Origin of the sequence: Helcococcus ovis (genome assembly GCF_004524775.2) — a bacterium.
Taxonomy (GTDB): Bacteria; Bacillota; Clostridia; order Tissierellales; family Peptoniphilaceae; genus Helcococcus; species Helcococcus ovis.
Window position 1 is genome coordinate 930,996 of record NZ_CP119081.1, and the last position, 24,299, is coordinate 955,294.

General features: G+C 27.6%; 21 protein-coding genes. 4 read left to right on the top strand and 17 right to left on the bottom strand.

The features are described 5' to 3' along the window. Positions 1-20: 20 nt before the first annotated feature. Complete coding sequence (locus EQF90_RS04350; RefSeq protein ID WP_134710738.1) at positions 21-932, bottom strand: aminoglycoside phosphotransferase family protein; 912 nt, start codon at positions 930-932, stop codon at positions 21-23. Between the two features lie 127 nt (positions 933-1,059). On the opposite strand from EQF90_RS04350, the gene ctlX reads away from it, so the two are divergent. Further along, positions 1,060-1,953 (top strand): citrulline utilization hydrolase CtlX, encoded by an 894-nt coding sequence (ctlX, locus tag EQF90_RS04355; RefSeq protein ID WP_167603991.1) that lies wholly within the window; start codon positions 1,060-1,062, stop codon positions 1,951-1,953. A 148-nt stretch (positions 1,954-2,101) separates the two neighbouring features. Beyond that, entirely contained in the window at positions 2,102-2,323 is a 222-nt protein-coding gene (locus tag EQF90_RS04360) for a CorA family divalent cation transporter (protein WP_280633454.1), read from the top strand. Positions 2,324-2,585: 262 nt separating this feature from the next. Here EQF90_RS04360 and EQF90_RS04365 read toward each other — a convergent pair whose 3' ends face one another. Continuing rightward, on the bottom strand, positions 2,586-2,765 hold the full coding sequence (locus EQF90_RS04365; protein ID WP_134710741.1) for a hypothetical protein: 180 nt from the start codon (positions 2,763-2,765) through the stop codon (positions 2,586-2,588). A 36-nt stretch (positions 2,766-2,801) separates the two neighbouring features. Continuing rightward, positions 2,802-4,664, bottom strand: a complete 1,863-nt coding sequence (locus tag EQF90_RS04370) for an amidase family protein (protein ID WP_134710742.1) — start codon at positions 4,662-4,664, stop codon at positions 2,802-2,804. Between the two features lie 129 nt (positions 4,665-4,793). Between EQF90_RS04370 and EQF90_RS04375 the strand changes: the two genes are divergently transcribed. Continuing rightward, complete coding sequence (locus tag EQF90_RS04375; protein ID WP_134710743.1) at positions 4,794-5,378, top strand: ECF transporter S component; 585 nt, start codon at positions 4,794-4,796, stop codon at positions 5,376-5,378. Positions 5,379-5,489: 111 nt separating this feature from the next. On the opposite strand, the gene EQF90_RS04380 is transcribed toward EQF90_RS04375, so the two are convergent. The 8 genes from EQF90_RS04380 to EQF90_RS04415 form a co-directional block, all read right to left on the bottom strand. After that, on the bottom strand, positions 5,490-6,866 hold the full coding sequence (locus tag EQF90_RS04380) for an APC family permease (protein ID WP_134710744.1): 1,377 nt from the start codon (positions 6,864-6,866) through the stop codon (positions 5,490-5,492). An 11-nt stretch (positions 6,867-6,877) separates the two neighbouring features. Beyond that, positions 6,878-7,606, bottom strand: a complete 729-nt coding sequence (locus tag EQF90_RS04385; protein ID WP_134710745.1) for a gamma-glutamyl-gamma-aminobutyrate hydrolase family protein — start codon at positions 7,604-7,606, stop codon at positions 6,878-6,880. 8 nt (positions 7,607-7,614) lie between these two features. Then, a complete protein-coding gene (locus tag EQF90_RS04390) occupies positions 7,615-8,868 on the bottom strand; it encodes an L-cysteine desulfidase family protein (RefSeq protein WP_134710746.1) in 1,254 nt (417 codons plus the stop codon). 111 nt (positions 8,869-8,979) lie between these two features. Next, positions 8,980-9,738 (bottom strand): ABC transporter ATP-binding protein, encoded by a 759-nt coding sequence (locus EQF90_RS04395; protein WP_134710747.1) that lies wholly within the window; start codon positions 9,736-9,738, stop codon positions 8,980-8,982. Positions 9,739-9,741: 3 nt separating this feature from the next. After that, positions 9,742-10,770: a taurine ABC transporter substrate-binding protein gene (locus EQF90_RS04400; RefSeq protein WP_134710748.1), complete on the bottom strand. Its 1,029-nt coding sequence runs from the start codon at positions 10,768-10,770 to the stop codon at positions 9,742-9,744. Positions 10,771-10,778: 8 nt separating this feature from the next. Next, positions 10,779-11,549: an ABC transporter permease gene (locus tag EQF90_RS04405; RefSeq protein WP_134710749.1), complete on the bottom strand. Its 771-nt coding sequence runs from the start codon at positions 11,547-11,549 to the stop codon at positions 10,779-10,781. A gap of 74 nt (positions 11,550-11,623) precedes the next feature. Beyond that, complete coding sequence (locus EQF90_RS04410) at positions 11,624-13,321, bottom strand: FAD-dependent oxidoreductase (protein WP_134710750.1); 1,698 nt, start codon at positions 13,319-13,321, stop codon at positions 11,624-11,626. A 12-nt stretch (positions 13,322-13,333) separates the two neighbouring features. Then, positions 13,334-14,632: a YeeE/YedE family protein gene (locus EQF90_RS04415; RefSeq protein WP_134710751.1), complete on the bottom strand. Its 1,299-nt coding sequence runs from the start codon at positions 14,630-14,632 to the stop codon at positions 13,334-13,336. A 239-nt stretch (positions 14,633-14,871) separates the two neighbouring features. Between EQF90_RS04415 and EQF90_RS04420 the strand changes: the two genes are divergently transcribed. Continuing rightward, a complete protein-coding gene (locus EQF90_RS04420) occupies positions 14,872-16,161 on the top strand; it encodes an MFS transporter (RefSeq protein ID WP_134710752.1) in 1,290 nt (429 codons plus the stop codon). A gap of 57 nt (positions 16,162-16,218) precedes the next feature. On the opposite strand, the gene EQF90_RS04425 is transcribed toward EQF90_RS04420, so the two are convergent. The 6 genes from EQF90_RS04425 to EQF90_RS04450 all read right to left on the bottom strand — a co-directional run bounded on the left by EQF90_RS04425 (position 16,219) and on the right by EQF90_RS04450 (position 24,281). Beyond that, on the bottom strand, positions 16,219-16,827 hold the full coding sequence (locus EQF90_RS04425; RefSeq protein ID WP_134710753.1) for a GNAT family N-acetyltransferase: 609 nt from the start codon (positions 16,825-16,827) through the stop codon (positions 16,219-16,221). Between the two features lie 338 nt (positions 16,828-17,165). Continuing rightward, on the bottom strand, positions 17,166-19,121 hold the full coding sequence (locus EQF90_RS04430; protein WP_134710754.1) for an alpha/beta hydrolase family protein: 1,956 nt from the start codon (positions 19,119-19,121) through the stop codon (positions 17,166-17,168). Between the two features lie 69 nt (positions 19,122-19,190). Further along, complete coding sequence (locus EQF90_RS04435; RefSeq protein WP_134710755.1) at positions 19,191-20,555, bottom strand: MATE family efflux transporter; 1,365 nt, start codon at positions 20,553-20,555, stop codon at positions 19,191-19,193. A gap of 9 nt (positions 20,556-20,564) precedes the next feature. Further along, entirely contained in the window at positions 20,565-21,905 is a 1,341-nt protein-coding gene (locus tag EQF90_RS04440; protein ID WP_134710756.1) for an alanine/glycine:cation symporter family protein, read from the bottom strand. 7 nt (positions 21,906-21,912) lie between these two features. Then, on the bottom strand, positions 21,913-23,121 hold the full coding sequence (pepT, locus tag EQF90_RS04445) for a peptidase T (protein ID WP_134710757.1): 1,209 nt from the start codon (positions 23,119-23,121) through the stop codon (positions 21,913-21,915). A gap of 11 nt (positions 23,122-23,132) precedes the next feature. Beyond that, on the bottom strand, positions 23,133-24,281 hold the full coding sequence (locus EQF90_RS04450) for an aminotransferase class I/II-fold pyridoxal phosphate-dependent enzyme (protein WP_134710758.1): 1,149 nt from the start codon (positions 24,279-24,281) through the stop codon (positions 23,133-23,135). Positions 24,282-24,299 lie beyond the last annotated feature (18 nt).

Here is a 24,299-nt window from a genome sequence, read left to right on the forward strand (position 1 = left end):
TATACCCTAAAACTTAAATATTATTCAAATTCTTTAATTATACCTTTGTACCATATAGGTACTGTTAGAGACAAATTTGCTAACCATTCCATTTGTTTTTTTATCATATAGTATGCCATATCAATTTCTTCCTGCCCATAATTTAAAGCCCATGGAAGCTGTGATATCATGGCTTCAACAGAATAAAATTTTAATATTTCAAAAAAAATTTCAGGAACCTTATTATTAAAATAAGAATTTATAAGTCCTGTTTCAAAATAAGAATTTCCCATGACGTTCCATCTAAATGGTTTTAGATCATCATATGGATCTGCAATAGTTGATTTTTCAAAATCTATTATCCCTATTTTCTTATCGTATATAATCATATTTCCTAAATGAAAATCACCATGAGAAAATTTTAATGGTCTATTTTGCATAAGATAAATATTATTTTTATAATATTCAATTAATTTATCTAAGTGTTTTATCTTATATTTACAATTCAATATATTATTAATTTTAATTTCTGCTTTTACGTCATATCTATCTTTCCATGAAATATCAGGTCTTTTAATCTTAATTTGATGAAGTTTTTTAAGTATTTTCCCCGCTTGGATACCTAGTCTATATGCTTCTTTATCATCAACTTTTTTTATATAATCAAGTCCCTCCTCTCCAGGTAAATATGTTAGTAACATAAACAGCGTACCGTCTTCAAGATAACCAAAATCTACAGCTTTTGTAGTATTAATATTAAGTTTAGATACTTTTTTCAAGATATTAAATTGTCTTTTTCTTTCCAAAAAATAATCCGCATTTGTTAATCGCAAAATAAATTTTTCAGAATTTGATGAAGTTAAGATAAATTTCCTATCCTTTGACCATCCTTTAAGAAGTTCTTCGGAGGATATTATGCCATGTCGCAAATATAATTTTTCAAGTTCTTTCATAATAATTCCTCCCTTAAATAAATTTATATATACATTATCACAAATTGATAAAATAATAAATAGTTTTTTATTGTATAATAAATTTCAGAGTGATAAGATAGTAATAAATTACTTATATGAGGTAAATATGAAACAATCAACAAATAAAGTTTTAATGATTAAACCTGTAAATTTTAATTTTAATCAAGAAACTGCAAATGACAATTTATATCAAAATCGATCAAATGAAAATGATTATGAAATTCAAGCTAAAGCATTAGAAGAATTTACAAATTTTATAAATACACTTAAATCTAATGGTGTAGAGGTAATAATTTTTGAAGACAATCAATATCCTTTTACACCTGATAGTATTTTTCCAAATAATTGGTTTTCAACACACAATGGAATTTTGTGTATTTATCCAATGTACGCAAAAAATCGTAGAGAGGAAATCTTAAAATTTAAAAATAAATTAATTAAAAAATACTCTCCTATTCAAATATTAGATTTTTCTAAATATGCTTATCAAAAATCAAAATTTCTTGAAGGTACTGGTGCCGTGGTTTTTGACAGAATTCATAAAAGAGCATTTTGTTCACTTTCAAAAAGAGCAGATAAACAATTATTTTTAAGTATATGTAAATCATTAAACTATAATGGTTTCACATTTCATTCACAACATCTTGGAGCTGAAATTTACCACACAAATGTACTTATGAGTATTTGTAGTGATTTCGTATTTATATGTAAAGACTTAATTGATAAAAATGACAGATATTCAATTATAACAGAGCTTTCAAAATATCATGAAATTATAGAATTATCACCAAAACAAATATTAAGTTTCTCTGGAAATGTCCTTGAACTTGAAGGAAAAAATGGCAAATTTATTATAATGTCAAATACAGCATATAACTGTTTAACCAAAAAACAAAAACAAATTATTACATCAAAAATCCCAATTGTATCAGTTCAAATTAATACTATTGAAAAAATTGGTGGTGGATCTGCAAGGTGTATGATTGGTGAAATTTTTTAAAATTTTATATTAGTAGAAAAAAATAAAGGAAAAACTATGATAAACAAATATTCAATAATTGACAGCAAAATTAGCACATATGATGAAAAAAGTGAATTCAAATGGATAATAGACAAGCTCTTATAATGATTAAAAATCAAACCACTTTATAGAAAAACTAAGTGACTTATATTCAAACGTTATAAGTAACAATATGAATACAATAATGAAAGTCTTAACATCAGTTTCAATTGTTATGACTGTACCAACAATAATTGGTGGACTTTGGGGAATGAATACAGCAAATCTACCATTCGCAAATCACCCATTTGCATTTTGGTATTTAATTTTAATATCATTTGGACTAAGCTTTTTAATAATCTATTTATAAAAAAAGAATGATTACTTGTAAAATATATCCTTTTTATTAATTTATCTTTAGTTTTTCTTTTCTCGAACTTTTATTATTATTTTCCATTAAAAATAGAACCTTTCCACCATACGTGGACTTTTGGTTCTATTTTTCACTATTAAATTTTTTACAAAAAAGATTTTCAAATGACACCATTTATATTTAAAATATAAAAATCATTAATTTACTTAAAACACCATCACACGTATAATCCAATTAACTTAATTACAAACTTTGAATTTTATTTGTTTTTCCCAAAAATTTCCTTAAATAACCACATTATTAATAAAACAATTAAACCAAACCAAGCAATTTTCAATGTAACACTTATAAAAAATTTCATAACAATTAATACTACATATATAATAACTAATAAAACAATAAAACTACCTAGACATCCTATTTTATTCTTTTCTTCCATAATAATTCTCCTTAATTTTAATATAATATTATTATATTACATTTTTAGATTTATTCTATATTTTTTATATATAAATGCAATAATTGTAAATTGAAATAAATAAATATAATCTTGAACCCCAAAATCTGATGTGTTTGGATTTTTATTTTTTGAATTTTGAACATCTAATCCATCCGATTTGTTTTCAGTAACTTTAACAGGACTTTTATTTATATCTGCTCTTTTAATAATTTTTTCACCTTTATTTTCTAATACTTCGTTATTGATTTTATCCAATTTATCTTTTCTATATTTTTTAACTTTTTCATATTTATTAAAATTTTCGAAATCTTGATATAAATAGAATTTATTATTATCTTCAAATAATTTTGCTATTTCCAATATAATATTATCATTTAATCTATCCGCTGAAATCAATACACCTAAAGGCAAATTATCTTTTGTTAAATGAGTAGGAATGCTTATACTTGGAGTATCCGTTATATTTGACAATTGTGTAAACGGAGTTATGGTCCATGCTGGCAGCCATTGATCATATATTAAATTTAATGCCTCATCCTTAGTCAAATTAGACATATCTCTCATCTTTTCATTTAATTGTTTGGGAATATGATTATAATCAGCATCAGGTGCAGAATATGAAGTTGTAGGTGTTATAAATGCTTGATATTTTTTATAGAAATTTTCCATTTTGTTTCTAAAATCTATTAAATCATTTTTTGCTTTTTTTATATCATCTGAAGACAATTTCTTTCCTAATTGATATAATCCCCAATTCAATAACTCTACGTCCTTTTCAGACATATCTTTTTTATATATTTTTTTAAATAAATGATTTGATATACTTCCTGATTTACTTGCATTAATATAATAATCTATCATCATTTTCTTGCCATCAATAGGATATTCTACCTCTTCCAATAAATAACCTTTTGATTTTAAAAAATTAACAGCTTCATTTACTGCTTTAATCGCTTCATCACTTATAGGTGTATTTGCCGGAGTTTTTGTTGTATATGCAATTACCTTATTTTTATCTAAATGTAAATCTTTAGTTTTAATATCTCCACCTAATGCATTTGCAATACCTATAACATCTTCCATTTTTTCAGCCATAATAAAATTTTCCATTTGAAATCCGGTCGATTTAGAATTAGGTTTTACTACTCCTCCCGATGGAAAATATCCAATTAATCCACTAAATGAGGCTGGTATACGAATAGAGCCTCCTGCATCATTTGCTGTTGCAATAGGAGTTTGCCCTACTGCAACTCCAGATGCCGAACCGCCTGATGATCCGCCTGGATTTTTATTGGTATTCCAAGGATTTTTTGTTATTCCAAAAAGATTTGAATTTGTAACATTAATCAATCCCATTTGTGGAACTGTTGTTTGAGCAACCGGTATAAATCCTAAATCCGTGTATGCTTTTACCAAAACATTATCTTTTTTTGAAATATTATCTTTCATAAATTCTAACCCATAAGAATTCATACCATTTGCAAGTTCAAATGTTAGTCCTTTTATAAGTAATGGAACTCCAAAAAAAGGTTTATCTTTATTTGACATATTTTCAGCGTCAGCATAAGCTCTATCTTTAAGTGCTTTATTAATTGTTTGTCCGTCTTGTTTAATAATATTATTTAAAATTGGATCTGTTTCCTCAATAACTTCATATGCCATATCAACCAACTGTCTTGCTGTCACTTTTCCATCTCTAACAAGCTTAGCCATTTCAGTCGCTGATAATTTTTTATATGTTGCTTTATCTAAAACAAATTTATTAGTTTTATTATCCAAAGTGCTATTTGCTTTAGAAATAGTTGAATTAACTAAAATCATTAATAAAATAATTGCAATATATTTTAATAAAATATTATTTATTTTCTTATTATACATAATTCCTCCTTGTATTTTATAAACAAATTATAAATAAAATTATAAAATTTTTATGTGATCTCAAATATAATTGACAAATATATTTGTAGAATATAAACTTATAGATATTAAATTAATGAGGAGTTACATATGAACAATAAAATTTTAAGATTAACTCAAACAGCTATTTTAGCTGCATTATGCTTTATAGCCTTTAGATTTTTACAGATAAAGATTCCGGTACCTGGAGGAGCTGATTTTACTTCATTCCATTTTGGAAATGTATTTTTAGTTTTAGCAGCATTATTACTTGGAGGAGTTCATGGTGGATTAGCCGGAGCAATAGGAATGACAATAGGAGACTTACTAGATCCTGTGTATATTTTAGTTGCACCAAAAACATTTTTACTAAAATTATGTATTGGCCTTATCGTAGGTTTTATTGCTCATAATTTAAAACATATTAATAAATCAAACGATAAAAAATTTATATTAAAATGGACAATAATTTCTTCAATTTGTGGCATGGCATTTAATGTAGTTGCTGATCCTGTTGTTGGTTATTTATATAAGTTATACCTACTTGGACAACCACAAAATATCGCAAAAGCTTTAGCAAAAATTTCAGCCGGAGTAACATTATTTAACGCTGTATTAGCAGTTATTTTTGCAACCATATTTTATATGGCTATCAGGCCAATATTATTCAAAAATGATTTAATAAATAAAATTTAATATAAATTAAAAAACTGATGTAAATATGCTTTTGACATATATAACACCAGTTTTTAATTATCCAATTATTTTTTATTTAAATAAAATAAATTTATATCTTATATTTATATTTTATTTTTTGTTCCTATTGTATAGTGCTGTTATAATTGGTAAAATAACAAATCCAATAATCATTGAAGCAATTGCTAGATAGTTTGGTGTCTTTAGTCCCGCTTCTGATGTAAGTGTGAATTTGCCAACCCAATCAAATTTAACTAATAAAATTAATGTTAATACTAAAGAAATTAAAGGAATTATAACATCCGTTGCAAAATTTTTCTTTGCAGTTTTTATTATTTCTTGTTTATTTTTTCCATAGAAGAACATAATTATTGCTATTGGAACTAAGACAAATTGAGCAAATCTAGCTATCGCACTGATAATCATTATTGACCCCATATTATATTCAAATGCAATCGGTAATAATATCGCTATTATAGCTGTGATAATTGTTGCATATATTGGGAATCCGCTTTTTGTCCTTTTCGCAAATATAGCAGGCACTTGTCCTTGTTTTGACATGGATTCTAAGACTCTTGGTGTGTGGAATGAAGCTGCAACATTAATACCAAACATTGAAACTAATGAGCCATATAAAATAATGTTTTTAATAATTGCATTATCGAAAACTGATAGTAAAGCAACTACTTCTTTTGATTTTACTAATTCAACTGGATTAATCATCATTGTTACTAATACAATACCAATATATATGAATGCAATTATCCCCATTCCTAGAGGAATTGCTATTGGTAGATTTTTTTCTGGATTTTCCATATCATCCGATCCTGAAGCAACTGATTCGAATCCTGTAAACGCATAAAATGCAGCAATAATTGCGACTACATATGCTGAAAAATCCATTTTAGAAACTACATCTTTTGTTACATCATTAATATGTGAATAATTATTTGTTTGTGTAAATACTACAATTAAAACTCCTGCAATTATTACAGTGACTAAAACTAATAATTTTCCTATAGTTGAGATATTACTTACAAATTCAATAAATTTTGTACCTAACAAGTTTATAATTACTAAAACAATCATTAATACAACAAAACCAAGTGTTATATTTGTAAAACTTCCACTGTCAAGATTAAATATCCTTAAAACGGATTTTACTACACCTGTTGCCATTACTCCCCATGCAATTGCTGCTGAGAAATATCTCGTAACACCCACATATAAACCTGCACCGTCACCAAATGCAGCCTTTGTGTATGCATAAGCTGCCCCACCTTTAGAAACATATTTTGCAGCTGATGCAAAAGTAACCGCCAATACTGTAGCAAATACTGCTGCAATCAAATAAATGTATGGAGCATATTGTCCTGACATTTTTACAACTTCACCCGGTGACAAGAAAATACCCGCACCTATTATTGAGTTAATTGTTAATAATACAATTGACCAAAATCCAAATTTTTTTACATTTTCACTATTCATATATTTCTCCTTTATTTTTTAGCATTTTCAATTAAATTTTTAAATAGTAAATTCATTGATTCTTCAACTCTATGAAGCATTTCTGGATGCCATTGAACGCCAATCATAAACGAATAATTTTTACTTTCAAAAGCTTCTATTACACCATCTTTACTTCTTGCGGAAACAACAAATTCATCTGCAACTTTATCTAAAATTTGATGGTGAAATGAATTTACCATTATACTTTCTTTCCCAAAAAAATCATATAATTTTGTTCCTTTTTCAAGATTAACACTATGTGTTAATAAAGTAGGATTACCAACCTGATTATGTTTTATATACACATCTTTATTTAATGATAAATCTTGATATAATGTTCCGCCATGATAAACATTTAATATTTGATATCCTCTACAAATACCTAAAATAGGTATACTTTTTTCTTTTGCATATTTAATTAATTTATAATCAAATTTGTCTCGTTCTAAAAGTGTCTGTCCAATTTTTTGATGAGGTTCTTGACCATATAATATCGGTGTAACATCATGACCACCACTCAAAATAAGTGCATCAATATTTTCAATTTGTTGTTTAATAACCTCATCATCACTATTCATTGGAATAATATATGGTATCCCACCATTTTTTATTACGGACTCACAATAATCTTCGTTAACATAAGATCTTCTATAACCTTCAAATCCTCCTGCACTTTCAACTATTATTGAGCCTGAAATCCCTACTATCGGTCTTTTCACTATTCCTCCTATTTTTCTATCATTCTATTTAATACCTCTATATCCGTTTGTTTCATGCCTTCTTTAGCTATATATCCAATATTTCTAATTGTATTTTCTACACAATCTTTCAATAATCCATCTCCCGCAATAAAGCTTTTACCTCTTTTAGCAAGATTAAAACCTGTAATACCGGCATCAACAGCAGTCGCTATTTTAGCAGCACATGAAGGTTTAGCACCATCACAAATCATACCTGAAGCAATCATCAAAGCATTACTAATTGTTTCTTCAACAATTTTAAAATTTTGAGTTTCAACATATGCAATACCTGCTCCTGCTGCAACTCCTGCTGATGTAACTCCACAATAAGCAGAAAGTCTGCCAATAAATCTTTTTATATGAAGTGCTACTAAATTTGAAATAATAAGTCCTCTATATAGTATTTCCTTAGATGCATTTCTTTCTTCTGCGTACTCAATAACTGGTATGCTACAAGTAATTCCTTGATTGCCTGAGCCTGCATTTATGACAACTGATAAACTGCATCCACTCATCCTTGCATCTGATCCTGCTGCAGCTTTAGCACGAGCTCTAGTTCTAAGACTATTATCCTCGTCTAAAAGCATTTTACCAACTGCAGAGCCCCATTTTCCAGTTAATCCTTCTTTAGAAATCGCTGTATTTGATGATATTTGTTGTTCTAATAAATTTTCAACCCTACTTAAATCAATATTTTCTGCATAATCAAATATATCTTTTACGGAAAGTCTATCATAATCCTTATGAGTCCTTGCATTTGAATAACAATTATCATACATATGTACTTCACCATTTTTTATTATTTTAACAATATTTGTATGCTTATTTTTAATTTCAACTTCAACATTATTTCCATAATCATCATATAAAACTATTTCAATATCTAAATTTTCCTCCCCCTCCTTTAAAAATACTGAAATTTGTTTATTTTCAAGCATTATTTTAGCATTTTGAATGTCTTCTTTTGTAACTTCAGATAAGACTTCAAGTTCCTTATTAGCTTTTCCTCCTATAATGCCAATTGCTGCCGCTGATTCAACACCCTTCATGCCACTAGTATTAGGAACTGTAACACTTTTTACATTTTTAATGATATTTCCCGAACATTTAACCTCTACTTTAACAGGCAATTTACCTAAAACCTCTCTTGCCTTTGCTGCTGCAAGAGCTATTGAGATAGGTTCTGTACATCCACAGGCTTTTATCAATTCACTTTTTAATAAATCTGTGAAATCTATCATATTTCCTCCTAATTGTTCAAAAAAAACATTTATGATAACGTTTTTATTTAAATAATATTATACCATTAATTCTGAATGTTTTGTAGAATTAATGGTATATTTTTATCAAAACTAACTATTTATTATTTTAAGAATTTCATGCTTAATTCTTATATATTCATCATCATTTTCAATTATTTCATATGGATTATCAATCAATTTTTCATAATAGTTAATTTTAAATTCTTTAATAATAGTTCCCGGCGATTTACTCATTACAATTACTCTATTAGCTAATTTCAAGGCTTCATCAATATCATGTGTTATCATGAAAAATGTTTGAGATTCATTAAACCACATCTTTCTTATGAATGCCTGCATTGATGATCTGGTAATTGCATCCAGTGCTCCAAATGGTTCATCCATCAAAACAATATCCGGGCTGGTTATTAATGTTCTCGAAAGAGCAACTCTTTGTTGCATACCACCAGATAATTCAAATGGATAATGTTTTCTATATTCTAATAATTTAGTTTTTTCTAAATACTCATCAACTAAATTGTTCATAACATGTTTTTCTGTCTTAGCAATTTTAAGTCCGTATTTTATATTATCTTCAACGTTTAACCATGGATAAAGATTTGTTGATTGAAAAACTACTCCTCTATCATGTCCGGGAGCTAATATTTCAACATTATTTTTCAATACTTTACCATTACTTGGTTTTATAAAACCTGCTATTAATTTTAGTAGCGAACTTTTTCCACATCCGGATGGTCCTAAAACAACTATAAAATCTGATTTATTAATCTCTAAATTTATATTACTAATAGCATGAGTATTTCTTAAATTTTCATTATAAACTAGTGAAACATTATTTAATTTAATCATACTTTACTCCATTTCTAAAGATCTTTCAATATATATTGGATTTATAAATTTTTTAATTTCTTCAATTGAAGGAACTTTTTTAATTTTACGTTCATCATGTAAAAACCTTCCCGTATCATAAAAAACATTTACAAAATTACCCGGTTTTTTTGATGTTCCAAAATAATCATTTGATAATAATTCTCTTCTGGTTAACCACATGGATCCATTCATTTGAGATTTTGCTTCCGATTCAGTAATTCTTAAACTTTCAGCAGCAGCTTTAATCGCTTTTTCAGGATTTGTTTTATATATTGATCCAGCTTTTGAAAGTGCCAAAATATAATCATAGACTAATTCAGGATATTTTTTTGAAAAATTTTTATTTACTAAATCTATATTAACAGTTGTAATTCCTTTTTTAGCTAAATCCTTACTTGTAATCAATACGTTACCGGTCTTTTTTAAATCTGATAATGTTGGTTCCCAACTATATGCAGCATCGATATCTCCACGTTTCCATGCAGCAACAATATCCACTGTGTTCATATCTAATAAGGTAACATCATGTTTACTAATTCCATTTAATTCTAACGCCTTTACTAAAGATAAATGGCTTGTAGATGCAAAAGGTGTCGCAATTTTCTTTCCCCTTAAATCCTTAATATTATTAATATTTCTACCTTTTTGTGCAACAAGTGCTTCATTTTCTCCTAAAACATCATGTATCCATATTAGTTCAACGTCTATACCTCTTGATAGTGCAACAACTGAATTTGTATAACCCATTTCAGCAAAATCAATTGCACCTGATGAAAATGCAATATTTGCTGATGTTCCTGAATCAAAAAATATCAATTCAACATCTATTCCTTTTTTACTAAATATGTTTTTAAAAATATTTAACTTATCTGCAACAGTTTTATCATTTGCTACACGAATTGTTCCTATTTTTATTTTTTTAGGCCATCCATTTTTTTGAATATTATAATTACACCCTGAAATTAAAACAAAAGTAAGCACAAAGATAATAATTAGAATTTTCTTTTTCATATTTACTCCTATTTTCCATTCCAAAATACAAATCTTTTTTCAATCAAAGTTAATAAATAATCTATTAAAACACCTGTTATACCCATTATAATTATGCCTACAAATACCACATCTGTATTTATATATTTATATGCATCAATTACCATCCATCCTATACCGGCTGTTGCAGCAATCATTTCTGCGGATACCAATGTAGTATAAGCAACACCAATTGCTGTCCTTATACCAACAAAAATTTCAGGAAATGTTGCAGGTAATATGATTGTCCTGAAAATTTGAAATTTTGTAGCTCCAAATGTTTCAGCACTTAATATATAAGATTGATTTACTCTAGAAACAGCTGAAATGCTTGAAATATACATAGGTGCAAATGCAGCCAAATATAATAATGTTATTTTTGACTTTTCATCAATACCTAACCAAATTATTAATAATGAATAATATGCCAACGGAGGCAAATTTCTATAAAAATTTACAAAGGAATTTAATATTGCACGAATCTTAGGGAAATATCCACAAATTAGTCCCAAAGGTATTGCAGTTATAATTGAAATAACAACTGAGACAATCAATCTAAACATACTAATTCCAATGTGACTCCAAAATGAAGTATAATTATACCCATTAATTAAAATGTCCTTAAATGTTAATATTACTTCAAATGGAGATGGCAATTTATGAGATGGCAACACATTAAATACACTTAGTAAAGTCCATAACAATAATATTACTCCCCAAGTAGTTATAGTAATATATCTATAATTCTTATTACTCTTCATGTAAAATATATCTCCTTATCAATAAAATAAATAAGATGGATGTTTCCAACCATCTTATTTATATTTATAAAATTTTAGTCAAAGTTATATCCTGTAACTATTTTTTCACGTCCTGTTGTAACATCATTAAAATATTCATAGTAACTTAATTGTAAGAATGAACCTTGTATGTTAATTACATTATTATAACCATAACCTTTTAAGGCTTGTAATACGTAATAACTATCCCATGAAGTTCTACAATGAACATAAACCGGTCTATCTTTTGGAATTTCATTATATCTTTCTCTAACTTCATTAATTGGAATATTTACTGCACCAATAACATGAGATTTTTCAAATGCAGCCTTTCCTCTTACGTCTAATATAAATTCTTTATTTTCTACTAATTCTCTAACTTTTGTTACAGGAACTTGTTCATAAACACCATTTAAAACATTTAATCCTGTAAATCCAGCATAATTTACTGCATCTTTAGCTGTTCCAAATGCCGGTGCATAACATAATTCTAATTCTCTTAAATCATCAAGTGTTGCATTCATAGTAATCATTGCAGCAATAACATTAACTCTTGCTACTGCATCTCCTTTACTGATTGCTTGAGCACCTAAAACTTTTCCTGTTGGATATTCATATATCAATTTAAAATGCATAGGATTTGGATTTGGCATTAATTTTACTTTATCCATTGGAATAACTAATGCAACACGGTAATCTATTCCATTTTCAATACATTCTTTTTCATTTAATCCTGTTGCTGCTGCATTAAGATTAAATACTCTTATACATGATGAACCGATTACTCCTTTATTTTGCACTGCTCTACCAAAAATATGATCTGCAGCATTTCTAGCTTGTCTTTGTGCTGGGCCAGCTAAAGGTAATCTTGTTTTTTTCTTTGTAATTGAATTAAATGTTTCAATTGCATCACCAACCGCATAAACATCTTTTAAATTTGTTCTAAAGTTGTGATCAACTAAAATTCCTCCGGTTTCACCTAGTTTAACACCTGATTTTACAGCAAATTCAACATCCGGTTCAACACCAATTGACAAAATAACTGCTTTAGCTTTAACTTCTTTTCCACTTTGTAAAATCACCTTATCATCTTGAACTTCTACTAATGCATCATTTAAAATTAAGTTTACACCATTATCATGTAATTCTTTATGTAACATTTGAACCATGTCATAATCGAAAGGCTTCATTATTTGATTTGCATACTCAACTAGTGTTACATTTTTGCCTGAATGACGCAAGTTTTCTGCCATTTCAACACCTATAAATCCACCACCTACAACTACAACATCTTCAACATTTCTACTTGTCAAAAATGCATCTGTTTTTCTAACGTCATATACATTTTTAATAACAAATACATTATCAGCATCAACATTCTTAATTGATTTTGGGACAATAGCATTTGCTCCAGGTGATAAAACTAAATAATCGTAGTGATCTTCAAATTCTTCATTTGTTTCTAAATTTTTAACCAAAATTTTGTGCTCATCTGCTATAATTTTTGTTACTTCATGATTTACTTTAGCACTTAGGTTAAATGAAGCTCTGAATTCATCTGGATTATATAAAATTAAATCATCAACATTTTTAACTTCTCCACTGAAGAAATTAGGTAAACAACAGTTTGAAAATGAAATATTAGGTCCTTTATCATAAATTTGAATATCTGCATTTTCATCAATTCTTCTAATTCTTGCTGCAGCTGAAGCACCACCTGCTACACCACCAACAACTATATATCTTTTACTCATTACTAGTCTCCTTTATTTTTTTAATTTTTTTAATTGATCTTTTCTTAATGTACCAATTACACAAACTTTACCAGCGAATAATTTCAAACCTATAATACCACCTAATGACATTGATATTAAAAATACCCATCCTGATAATGAAAAGCTTGAAATAGCTGAATACATAGCTCCTACATTACAACCTTGGCCAAATCTTGCCCCGAATCCTAACATAAATCCACCTAGTGCAAAATATGCTGCATCCTTAAATTTAAAATCAAAATCTATTTTAAATCTATTTGCTAATAAAAACGCTACTGTACATCCGAAGAATAAACCAATATTTCTAATTGTACCGCCATCGTTTAATAATCCTTTATTTACTTTATCTAAATAACTTCCAAACATTTCTTGTGGGAAGTCTATAATATGTCTAAAAATACCAACATTCAATGTTAGTAAAGGTGATGAAACACCCCATGGTTTATTTGTTGTAACAAGTACGAAAATTGCAAACATTGCTAACATTAATGATCCAATTGTAAATGACCATCTTTCAACAAATAATTTATGATATGTACTATAACTAAAGAATTTACTTTCTTTTAAATTTGGTGCCAATTCCTTTTCAATATCTTCATAGTCGCCTTTAGGATCCATATAGGTTCCTTCTTTTTTTCTCATATCTTCATATTTCAATGTTAAAATATAAAGTAATAATAATAGTAACAACGTAAATGCCAATGCACCCCAATGGCCTAAATATTGTGGCAAGTATACTCTTCCACCAATTTTACCAACAGATGTCTTTTCAAAAATTTTCAAAGCATAAAATCCTGGACCCGAACCAATTACAAAGAAAATAAATGCAATAAATGCTCTCCCTTGCCCTTCTCCAAAATCTGCCAAAGTTCCTGAACCACATCCTCCGGCTAGCATCATCCCTATACCGAAGATTATTCCCCCAATAATAGTTGCTAAACTAATAAAGTATGCATTTTGTGTACCGGGAATAATTTTATCTCCTTCTTTTGCTAAAAAGCTTGGTACTGCCCCACCTAGAACCGCTTTCATTTGTATTGCAAAGAAAATTACCGATGTAATTGCTAATAAAACAATAAGTGCTTTAGATAAACTTCCCTCTCCTCTCATATAGATACGTTTTATTCCACCTGCAAAACCATATCTTGATCTTGTAAGGGTATATCCTAACCCTAATCCAGCTACAAGATATAATTGTAATTTTGGATTTGATAAATTTACCGCAAAAAATATTAATAATAAAATTACTATCAATCCCAAAACAGGTTGAATATATTTATTTTTACTCATTTTTCCTCCTTTTAATTTAAACTTTGTATTAAAAATATCAATACGCTGTAGATATAATTTTAACAAAAATTTTAAAAATGTAAATATATTTTTAGAAAAAGTATAGCTTTTTTATTATTTTTATATTGATTTATTACATTTTCTTAACTAATCTAAATTTATGTTAATATTACAATGTATTAATATAATTGATTTTTATAAATTTTATACATATAATTACAATAAGTTAGGAGTAAAAAATGACAAAATCAATGAAAAAATTTATTGTCCTATGGTTTGGACAATTAACTGCATCTGTAGGACATGGACTAACAACTTTCGCACTAAGTGTTTTTGCATTTTCTGTTTCTCAATCCGCAATTGATACTTCAATGGTAATGCTTTTAGGATTTTTACCATATATTATATTAATTGTCCCATCAGGAGTTCTTGCAGATAAGTATGATAGAAGATTAATGATGATATTGGGTGATGGACTTTCTGCATTAGGAATATTATATATATTAATAATAAAATTGTACGGAAATCTTACACTAATAGATGTATACATAGGTGTAACTATAAGTTCAATTTTTTCAGCACTAATGACTCCTGCATATCAAGCAACAGTAAGTGACATTCTAACAAAAAATGAATATATTAAAGCAAGTGGACTAGTACAAATTTCAAACTCTGCAAAATTTTTAGTTTCACCCATTTTGGCCGGCTTTTTAATTAATATTCAAAATGGATTTGAAATTATTTTATTAATCGATGTATTAACTGTTTTCGTAACCATAGCTACAACCTTATATATTAAAAATGATTTAAGGCAATGTAAACTTCATGATACAGAAAAAGATTTCTTTCAAAATCTTTTAAATACATGGAAATTATTAAAAAAAGATAAAAGTATATTTAAATTAGTATTAATTTCTATGCTATTAACATTTTTTATAGCATTTATACACACATTATCCAGTCCTTATTTTTTATCATTTTCCGATAGTAAAACATTGGGTAATGCTATGACTATTGCTGCATTTGGAATGTTTTTATCAGGTGCTTTTTTAAGTATTCATTCAATTACGAAAAATCATATAAAAAAATTATCACTTTCACTTTTATCAGGTGGAATTTTTATGATAGGATTTGGTTTAACTACTAATATTTATATTATAACTCTATTTGGTTTTCTATTTTTTGCAACATTACCAGTTGCAAATAGTACAATAGATTATCTAATAAGAATAAATCTAGACAATAAACATGAGGGAAGAATTTGGTCATTTGTTACATTTATATCTCAAATGGGATTTGTACTTGCGTATCCTACCTCAGGACTATTAGCTGACAATATTTTTTCACCAATTATGTCAAAAGGTGGATTACTTGAAAATTCAGTTGGTAAAATCATAGGAGTTGGAAGTGGAAAAGGAATCGGGTTATTAATTATAATTGCCGGAATTTGTCTTTCACTTACTTCCTTAATTATAATTAAATCAAAAAATATTAGAAAATTGGAGAAAGTAAATTCCATTAATAATTAATATAAAAATACCGAAAAATCACTTAATTACATTCTAGTGACTATTCGGTATTTTATTTTAATTGTTATAAATTAATGTTTCCGGATACGAAAAATTTAATTTAATATTTTTATTTGGGTTTATAATTAAATTTAATATTGTATCTTCTTTAGTCCCCATTCTTGTTTCTATAATTAATTTCCTATAAGGCTTAAAGCCACATTTTTCCTGAACTCTTTTAGATTGATTATTAAAAATGAAATATCCGGATGTTAAGAAATCATAATTTAATTCATTAAATAAATAATTTATAACAGCATTTACCGCCTCAGGCATTAATCCTTTTCCCCAATAATCTTTACTTAATACAAATCCTAATTCTCTTCCAATATAATTATTAAATTCAGTTAGTTCATTTTCACGCTTATATTTTTCAATTCCTAATGATCCTATTACTTTCTTATCATCCCTATGAAATAATGCAAAAGTTTTATTTTCTTCAATAAACATATTTAATATTTCTTGAGATTTTTCTTTATTTTCATGTGGATTCCATCCAGCCATCTGTCCAACACCATCTACAGAAGCATATTCATAAAAATCATCTAAATCTCCTTGTTCAAATTGTCTAATTATTAGTCTTTTTGTTTCAATAATTTTTCCATTTATCTTAAAATCTGCATTCATAAATAACTCCTATATTAATTTATAATATATTTTACTATATTTTAAAAATATTTTTATTACTGTTTATCACAATCATAACTCCCAATAAGATAACAGCAATGATTAATAATTAGATATTAAACCATTTTGATAATTTTTTTAATTTTAGTATGAATTTTTTTTATATTTTTCACAAATATAGAACCATTTTATTTATAAGTAAAATTTTGGTATTATTTCTTAATTTATATTTCAAAAATTTTATATGAAAATTAGATCCAAATTGTAATTATATTGTATATTGGTTTAATTTGATAAAATTTTTGAGTAATAATACAATTTATTTAATTTAAATATTCCTACTTCAAATATTTTTCAAACCATTTTTGAATTTCATACAATCTTTTTAATCTTGCCTGTGGTTTTCCTGTTCTGGATAAATCGTGATTTTCACCTTCAAAAATAACAAGTTTTGTATCTACATTATTCATCTTTAAAGAAGCATACATTTGTACACCCTGTTCTAAAGGACAACGGTAATCTTCACTCGCATGTATGAATAATGTTGGTGTTTTTACATTTTTTGCATATTTTAATGGGGATTGTTCCCAAACTTTTTCTAAATTATCTAATGGATTCGCCTGTGTTTGATCATCAACGAAGCAATATCCTATATCACTCACTCCATAAAATGATGTCCAATTTGAAATTGACCTTTGACTATTTGCCACCTTAAATCTATCTGTATGACCAATTATCCAATTTGTCATGAAACCACCGTAACTTCCGCCCATTACGGCTAATCTTAATTGATCTATATCTGAATATTTTTCAAGAACTTCATCTGTAAATTTCATTAAATCGTCAAAGTCGATAGTTCCATATTTTCCACGAATGTCTGAAAAATCATCTCCTCTACCTGATGAGCCTCTTGGATTTGTGTAAAATACAAAATATCCTTGATTTGCTAAAAATTGCATTTCATGATGTAAAACTGTTGAATACGCAGTTTTTGGCCCACCATGAATCTGTAAAATTCCTGGATATTTTTTACCTTTTTCATAACCAACTGGTTTTATAACATATCCAACAAATTTATTTCCATCATTTTCAAAATTAAATTCTTCAATTTTAGATAAATTTACTGCTTCTAAATCTTTTGAAAAATCTGTTAACTTAATTTCTTGATTATTTTCTAATTTATATAATTCTGGAAGTTGTAAATCTCTCATTGCTGTAAAATAAAAATCATTTCCATCATATGTAAATCCTTCAACTGACCCATTTCTTGAAATAACTTCTTCTATATTTCCATCTAAATCAATACTTGATAAAACAGCATTGTCAAAATATGTTGAAATATAATACATCTTATCATCAACTATTTGAACTGCATTACCTTCTCCCTGTCTAGCATCTGTACCAACTGAATTAAAAAATGCAATATCGATATTATCTGATGAAATTTGTTTTTCATTTTTGCCATCTATGTCGAAATAGAAAACTTTAGCGTCTTCATTTAATCCAGTTTTCTTCATATCTGTCGCAATACTAATTATTCCATCTTTGATAAAATCAGCGTAATAATGAACTTTTCCTTTAGAAATTTCTTTAATTTTTAGAGTTGATAAATCTAATATTCCTATATAATTTGTTAATTCCATTACATCAGTATTGTTTGAGTAAATAACAACAGCATATGTTTTATTTTTATTTAAAACAAAATCCGAAATTTCAATTTCATCAGAATTTATTTTTTTATCATTCCCATTCTCATCTAAAATGTGTAAATCGGTTTTATTCCCATAAATGTATCCTGCACCATTAAACCAAAATGGAAGTTTAGTTATATCTTGATAATCTAATTTTTCAGCTGAAATATTATTTGTATAAATAATTTTATTATCATTTAATTCATAAAATTTTCCAATGGAATGCTCTGATTTTAGAAATTCTACAGCTTCTCCACCATTTGGATTAATTTTGTACAATCTTGATTTAATTTCTTTTTCTTCTTTTTTTGAATCTCCGTAAATTATTTCTTCTAGTTCTTTTGGAAGTTTCTCTTTTTTCTTTGAGTCTACATTCCTACTTGATGAAAATACAATTGAGCCATCTTTGAAGAATGTAAAATATCCATCTTTTCCAGAATTTGTCAATTGTATTTGTTTTTTTAATTTTTTATCATATAAATAAATGTTTTTTTCATATATATTTTCTTTCATATTTACTGTAGTAATATGATATACTACAAAATTTTCATTTTGATCAATATTACTAATATATTTAAAGTCCTTAAAACTATCTATTTTCAATTTAATCCTCCTAATTATTTTTTTAGTTTTAACTAATATTATACATGAAATTTGATATTTACGCCATAATTAATTAGTTAAATTATTTAACCATCTTTTCTTTTTATAAAGAGGTAATATTAAGAAAAATTTTATAAATTCTTCTAGACTCACTATTGTAAAAATCCATTCAATTTTCCATTTTAATAATAAAACACCTATAAATGACATTGGAATCGCAAATCCCCACATTGTTGAAAGTTCAATTAAAAAAGGAATTTTTGTTTCTCCACCAGATCTAAATATTCCTGTATAAAGCATACCATTTAAAAATCTAAAAGGTATAAATATTCCTCTAATTATCAATAATGTAATTGCTGTTGCATAAATACCAGACTCAATATTAGTATATATTTTCATCAAAACATTTGGTAAACCGGCAAGTATTGTTAATGATATAATTCCCATAATTGATGTTATCTGTAAAAAATATTTTGCATATCTGTCTGCTTTGTCAATTTTACCAGCTCCAAGAGTTTGTCCTATTAATACTGAAGCAGATGTATTGACTGCATTTACTATAATAAAAAATATATTTTGAATTGTATTTGAAAGTTGAATTGATGCAGTTGCGTCCTTTCCTATACGTGCATAAGCTATTGCAAAAAGTAATTGTCCTAATGCCCATAATATTTCAGCAAGAATAATAGTAACACCTATTTCAAAATATCTCTTAATTTTCACAAATTCAAATTTAAATAAATTAAATGGTTTTAATGAATTTATTCTTGAACTATTTCTAAAAATCATAAAGCTGAGAATCAATATTTCAACAAATCTAGCCATTATTGTACCTAGAGCAGCACCAGAAACTCCCATTGCTGGAGCTCCGAATTTTCCAAATATAAATACATAATTAAAAAATACATTTACAAAAAACGAAATTATGGAAACTAAAAGAGGTTCTTTAGCTCTATTACATGATCTTAAAACTGTGTTATAACATTGCGAAATTGCTGTTATAACAAATGTAAATGAAATTAATCGCAAATAACTTATTCCGACATTTATTACCTCTTCATCAGGTATTAATATTCTCATTATTTGATATGGAAATATTAGTGAAAATACAGTAAATAAAATCCCAATTATTAGACTAAACTGCATGATTATTGTTAAATATTTTCTAACACTATTTAAATCCTTATCCCCAAAATATTGTGCAAAAAATACTGAACCTGTACTACAAACTCCAAAGCACGCAACAAAGAAGAAAAATACAAATTGATTAACAAGTCCAACTGCAGCAATCTCTACCCCACCTAAAGAACTTATCATTACTGTATCTGCCATATTAATTGATGTAGATATCAAAAACTGTATTGAAACTGGAAGTGCAACTGATAACATCATTTTTAAAAATGTTTTGTCGCTTAAAAATATTTTTTTACTCATAATAACCTACTATCTATTTTTAAAATACTCATTTGTCTTTTTAACAACTACTCCACTCAATAAAAATAAACCAATTAAATTTGGAATAGCCATTAAACCATTTAATGTATCTGAAATTGACCATATATCTTCAAGTCCACCAACTGCCCCTACATAAATTAAAGGTATATAAATAATTCTATAAATTAATACATATTTATCACCAAATATGTATGCAAAACATCTTTCACCATAGTAGTACCAACCAACAATTGTAGAAAATGCAAATAATGTTAATCCAATTGAAACTACATATTCTCCACCTAAAAATCCTGTATTAAATGCTGACATTGCAAGTTCAACACCTTTAAGACCGCTACTCCATTTACCTGAAATAAGTATTGTAAATGCGGTCATAGTACAAATTACAATTGTATCCATAAATACTTCATAAACTCCCCACATTGCCTGCTCTACAGGATGATTTGTTTTAGCAGCACTATGAGCAATTGGTGCAGAACCTAAACCGGCTTCATTTGTAAAAATCCCTCTTGAAAATCCTTGTTTTAATGTAATCAATAAAGTTGAACCTACAAATCCTCCCACAGCAGCATGCGGTGTAAATGCACTTTTAAAAATTTCAGAAACAACATTAGGTATTTCACTATAATTTACAAATATTACTATTAATGAACCCAGTATATAGGAAAATGCCATAATTGGTACGAGTCTACTTGTAACTTTTGCTATATTTTTTAAGCCACCAATTAAAACTAAAGCACTTAAAAACATTACAATTCCTCCAACGATTGAAGGATTGAAATTAAACGAAGTTTTCAAAGCTTGTGAAATAGAATTTGACTGTGTCATATTTCCTATACCAAATGATGCTACCATTCCAAACAAAGCAAAAAGAAATGCTAAAATCGGCTTGTTCGCCCCATTTTTTAAGTAATACATTGGTCCACCTGAAAAATGTCCTGTTTTGTCATTTTTTTCTCTGTATACTATTGCAAGTATAACTTCTGCATATTTTGTAAACATTCCAAAAAATGCAGAAACCCATATCCAAAATACTGCACCTGGACCACCGACTGCAATCGCCAACGAAACACCTGCGATATTCCCTGTACCAACTGTAGCCGCTAATGCTGTTGTAACTGCTTGAAATGGTGTAATAGTGCCATCTCCATCATGATTTTTATGAAACATCTTAAGAAATGTACTTTTTAATATCAAACCAAATTTTCTAAAAATTATTCCTTTTGTCCTTATCATAATTAAGAGACCAGCCCCTAATAATAAAATTATCATTGGCCAGCCCCAAACTATATTAGAAATAATTTTATTTATTTTTAATATTTCTGACATAAAACTCCTATTTTGCATTATTTTCAGCAATTTTAACTATTAATTCAGATGCTTTCCTCATCCATTCAATAGGAATAAATTCATATCTTCCATGAAAATTCATCCCCCCTGCAAATATATTTGGAGTTGGCAATCCCATAAATGATAATTTTGCACCATCTGTGCCACCTCTAATTGGAACAATATTTGGTACAATCCCAATGTCTTCCATTGATTTCTTAGCAAGTTCAACTATATGCATTTTTGGCATAATTTTTTCCTTCATATTAAAGTATGAATCTGTAATTTCTAATTTTATAGCATCGATATATTTTGTATTCAAATATTGAGCCGCTGCTTTCAATATTTCTTTCTTGTTGGTAAATTTATCCATATCGTGATCACGTATAATATATACCATTTCAGTAAATTCCACAGTTCCGGAAAAATCTACTAAGTGTATAAATCCTTCATAATTTTCTGTGTATTCAGGCTTTTGTGCAACTGGAAGCATTGATTCAAACTCCATACCAATTTTTACTGAATTTATCATTGTATTTTTAGAAGAACCGGGGTGAACATTTTTTCCTTGAATTTTAACAATTGCTGTTGCAGCATTAAAATTTTCATACTCTAATTCTCCAATTGGTCCGCCATCCATTGTATATGCAAAATCAGCACCGAATCCTTTGACATCAAATAAATCAGCTCCTCTTCCTATTTCCTCATCAGGTGTAAATCCAATTTTTATATCTCCATGCTTAATCTCAGGATGATTTACTAAATATTGAATCGCATCCATTATTTCTGAAACTCCTGCCTTATCGTCAGCTCCTAATAAAGTAGTACCATCTGTTGTGATAAGTTCCATTCCAATTAAATCATTTAAAATAGGAAAATCTGAAACTTTCATTGTATATTCTTCATTTAATTTTATATCCCCACCTTTATATGTAAATATTTGAGGATTAATACATTTACCATCTAAATCCGGTGCAGTATCCATATGTGCAATAAACCCAACTGTAGGAACATCTTTATCTATATTTTTTTCTAAAGTTCCATAAACATATCCATTTTTATCTTGAAATGCATCCTTAATTCCTAATTCTTTTAATTCTTCAACTAAAATTTTACCTAATTCTAATTGTCCTAGTGTACTTGGACATGTTGCATTTTCTTCATTTGATTTTGTATCTACTGATATATATTTTTTAAACCTTTCAATAATATCCATTCAATTCCTCCCTATTTTAAATATTTTCTTAAATTTTCAATTGCTATTTTTAAATTTTCAATTGATGTTGCATAACTTATTCTTAAAAATCCCTCACCACCCGGTCCAAAATATGAACCTGGTATAGTCCCGACTTTTGCATTGTATGCAATTTCAGATGCAAATTCTTGAGAATTTTGATTTCTGTCTTGTGGAATTTTGGCAAAAATATAAAATGCTCCATCAGGACTGGCAACTTCAAAATCTAATTTAGTCAATTCTTCAACTAAAAAATCTCTTCTCTTTTTATATTCACACTTCATTAATTCAGAATCTTGTTTTCCATATTTCATTGCTGCTAATGCTGCATATTGACTTATAGAAGTTGCATTTGTTACATTAAATTGATGCGTTTTAGAAATTTGCTGTATAATTTCATTGCTTGATAATACAAATCCTATTCTCCATCCTGTCATTGCATGTGATTTAGATAATCCTGTAATTAATATTGTATTTTCAGGTATAATATTTGCAATTGAATAATGTGTTTTATCATAAACTAACTCCGCATAAATTTCATCACATATAACATATATGTCGTATTTTTTTATTACTTTTGCTAAATCTTCAAGTTGCTCTTTTGTATAAGTTACACCTGTTGGATTATTTGGATATACCAATACTACTGCTTTATATTTCATATGTGGATTATTTTTAATAATTTTTTCTAACATATCCGCCGTAAATATAAATCCATTTTTACTTGTATCAATCAACTCAAAATTTCCATAACTCATCATTATTTCGGGCATGTACAAAGGAAATGTAGGCGTCGGAATAATCACTACATCTTCCGGATTTAAAATAGCTTGAAATGTTGCATTCATCGCCTCTGTAGCTCCGACTGTAACTATAACTTGATCTTTTGTATAATTAAATCCGAATTTTTCATTATAGTAATTTGCAGTTTCTTCTCTAAGTTCTAAAATTCCGTTACTTACTGTATAATGTGTAAAATTATTGTCTATTGCTTGTTTTGCCGCCTTCTTTATATGGTCAGGCGTATTAAAATCCGGCTCTCCTATTGTTAATTTTATAATATCCGGTATTTGATTTATCTCTTGATTGAATTTTAAGATATTTGATTCTTTCAATTTTTCAACTATTTTATTAAATTTCATTACTACCTCTATTATGTA

Coding starts and splice junctions, on each gene's coding strand:
- EQF90_RS04350 (WP_134710738.1), bottom strand. CDS start 932: ATGAAAGAACTTGAAAAATTATATTTGCGACATGGCATAATATCCTCC.
- EQF90_RS04440 (WP_134710756.1), bottom strand. CDS start 21,905: ATGTCAGAAATATTAAAAATAAATAAAATTATTTCTAATATAGTTTGG.
- EQF90_RS04365 (WP_134710741.1), bottom strand. CDS start 2,765: ATGGAAGAAAAGAATAAAATAGGATGTCTAGGTAGTTTTATTGTTTTA.
- EQF90_RS04410 (WP_134710750.1), bottom strand. CDS start 13,321: ATGAGTAAAAGATATATAGTTGTTGGTGGTGTAGCAGGTGGTGCTTCA.
- EQF90_RS04405 (WP_134710749.1), bottom strand. CDS start 11,549: ATGAAGAGTAATAAGAATTATAGATATATTACTATAACTACTTGGGGA.
- EQF90_RS04415 (WP_134710751.1), bottom strand. CDS start 14,632: ATGAGTAAAAATAAATATATTCAACCTGTTTTGGGATTGATAGTAATT.
- EQF90_RS04390 (WP_134710746.1), bottom strand. CDS start 8,868: ATGATAGATTTCACAGATTTATTAAAAAGTGAATTGATAAAAGCCTGT.
- EQF90_RS04420 (WP_134710752.1), top strand. CDS start 14,872: ATGACAAAATCAATGAAAAAATTTATTGTCCTATGGTTTGGACAATTA.
- EQF90_RS04370 (WP_134710742.1), bottom strand. CDS start 4,664: ATGTATAATAAGAAAATAAATAATATTTTATTAAAATATATTGCAATT.
- ctlX (WP_167603991.1), top strand. CDS start 1,060: ATGAAACAATCAACAAATAAAGTTTTAATGATTAAACCTGTAAATTTT.
- EQF90_RS04435 (WP_134710755.1), bottom strand. CDS start 20,555: ATGAGTAAAAAAATATTTTTAAGCGACAAAACATTTTTAAAAATGATG.
- EQF90_RS04400 (WP_134710748.1), bottom strand. CDS start 10,770: ATGAAAAAGAAAATTCTAATTATTATCTTTGTGCTTACTTTTGTTTTA.
- EQF90_RS04425 (WP_134710753.1), bottom strand. CDS start 16,827: ATGAATGCAGATTTTAAGATAAATGGAAAAATTATTGAAACAAAAAGA.
- pepT (WP_134710757.1), bottom strand. CDS start 23,121: ATGGATATTATTGAAAGGTTTAAAAAATATATATCAGTAGATACAAAA.
- EQF90_RS04375 (WP_134710743.1), top strand. CDS start 4,794: ATGAACAATAAAATTTTAAGATTAACTCAAACAGCTATTTTAGCTGCA.
- EQF90_RS04380 (WP_134710744.1), bottom strand. CDS start 6,866: ATGAATAGTGAAAATGTAAAAAAATTTGGATTTTGGTCAATTGTATTA.
- EQF90_RS04395 (WP_134710747.1), bottom strand. CDS start 9,738: ATGATTAAATTAAATAATGTTTCACTAGTTTATAATGAAAATTTAAGA.
- EQF90_RS04450 (WP_134710758.1), bottom strand. CDS start 24,281: ATGAAATTTAATAAAATAGTTGAAAAATTGAAAGAATCAAATATCTTA.